The 1819-nt window shown below is 73.8% G+C and carries 2 protein-coding genes; one reads left to right on the forward strand and one right to left on the reverse strand.

The genetic code is table 11. From position 1 onward, the window contains the following. The first annotated feature begins 252 nt into the window (after positions 1–252). Positions 253–684 (forward strand): hypothetical protein, encoded by a 432-nt coding sequence (locus ACIQG9_RS11935; RefSeq protein ID WP_400400691.1) that lies wholly within the window; start codon positions 253–255, stop codon positions 682–684. A 365-nt stretch (positions 685–1049) separates the two neighbouring features. Here ACIQG9_RS11935 and ACIQG9_RS11940 read toward each other — a convergent pair whose 3' ends face one another. Beyond that, positions 1050–1259, reverse strand: a complete 210-nt coding sequence (locus ACIQG9_RS11940; protein WP_400400693.1) for a hypothetical protein — start codon at positions 1257–1259, stop codon at positions 1050–1052. Positions 1260–1819: the final 560 nt, after the last annotated feature.

Below are 1819 nucleotides of genomic sequence, written 5' to 3' on the forward strand. Positions count from 1 at the left end.
CGCTGGGCGTGGGACCCCCCGGGGGGCGGGGGCGCGCCCCCCCCCCCCGCGGGGGGGGGGGGCCCCCCCCCCGGCGGGGGGGGGGGGGGGGGGGGGGGCGCGCCCCCCCCCCCCCCCCCACCGGCCGTTTCCGAATTGCTCCCGACAGGGTCTTCCGCCCGCCGGGCAGCGGCGGCTACCGTTGCGCCCCAGCAAGCCAGGGCGTCCGCAGGGTGGCCGCGGCACCCCGCAGGCCCGAGCGGAAGGTTGCCGGTGAGCGTGCAGGATCAGACGTTCCACGGCTTCGCCAACCCCGTCGACCCGTCGCCGGCGGAGATGCGGGCCTGGGCGTACCAACCCGACTCGGTGCCGCTCAGTTCCATGCCGCCGGACTGGGACCTGCTGGTCGCCGGCGACCACCTGGTGCTCACCCTGTTCGAGCTGGCGCTGGACCCGACCTGCCCGGCCCGCCGGTTCGCCCTGCACTGCCTCTACATCTACGCCGCCGACGGCATCCGGACGAACTTCCGCGCCCACCCGAAGCGCCGCTTCCGCAAACTCGTGGAGCAGGCCGAGCGGGACGGCGACGAGCCGATGCGCAACTGGGCGCACAACAGCCGGGTGCTGCTGGCCCGGCAGGACCTCTTCGTCTACCGCGACTGGTGCGAGGGCGGCCTGGTACGGGAGAACCGTCGCCTCGGCTGAGCCGGGTTGCAGCTAGCGGGGGCAAGCAGATCATCGGCCCGGAACGCCTTGTGCCACGCCACGCCACCCTGGCCCCGCCCAACGGCCCCGCCCAACGGGCCCCGCCCAACGGGCCCGACCACGACCAACGGGCCCGCCCAACTGCCACGCCCACGCCCAACGACCCACCCAACGGCCCCGACCACGACCAACGGCCCGGCCAACTGCCCCGCCCACGCCCAACGGCCCCGACCACGACCAGCGGCCCCGCCCAACTGCCACGCCCACGCCCACGCCCAACGGCCCCGCCCAACTGCCACGGCCGCAGTTGGACGGCGAACGGGCCGGGACCCCCCGTGGGTCCCGGCCCGCACGTCGGCGGATCGTCAGCGTTCCGATCCGCCCTGGTTCCGGCGTTTCGCCTCGGCACGCCCCTCGTCGACGCCGTCGTCGACCTGGTCGGCGAACCGGCCGTTCTTGATCTTGTCAGTGAACTTGCCCTCGGTGATCCGGTCGAACCGCTTCCGGACGTTCTCGGCCACCTTCTCGAGCCGCTGCTCTGTCTGCTCGGCCACACTCTTCGCCGATTCCGTCATGGCTCCCCCCGCCATCGGATTCTCGATTTGAGCCGTTTACGCCTGATTCACAGACTAACGGAGCCAACCTTGACCCCGCCGCCAAACGAGCAACCACGCTGAGCCCTCGTTGATCCACTCCAGACACGGCAAACGGCGGTATCCAGGCGACCGGGACACCGCCGTTCCCACGAAACGGAGTAGATCTTGCGCCGACCGGGACGGCGAGGGTCGCCGATGGGCGGCGGACCGGGCCGACCAAGGCCGGCCAGCCGGTCGGCCAGGCACACCAGCAGGCACGGGACAGCCGGCGCGAAGCAGGGGCAGCCGACCCGAGGCAGGCCAGCCGGCACGAGGCAAGGGCAGCCAACGCGAAGCAGGGGCAGCCGGCGCGGGGCAGGCCAGCCAGCGCGGGGCAGGCCGGTCGGTCGGCCAAGACAGGCCAGCCAGCGCCGGACGGCCAGGGCCGAACCTGACGGAATGGGGCGGCCAGGCCGGAACGGCAAGAGCCAGGCGGAACAGCCAGGCCGGAACGGCGAAAGCCAGGCGGAACGGCGGGGAACGGAGGGCGGGGAGCGGGG

This window comes from Micromonospora sp. NPDC092111 (genome assembly GCF_044755745.1).
Taxonomy (GTDB): Bacteria; Actinomycetota; Actinomycetes; order Mycobacteriales; family Micromonosporaceae; genus Micromonospora.

Bases quoted from the DNA above. Each gene is read 5' to 3' on its own strand.
- ACIQG9_RS11940 (WP_400400693.1), bottom strand. From the start codon at position 1,259: ATGACGGAATCGGCGAAGAGTGTGGCCGAGCAGACAGAGCAGCGGCTC.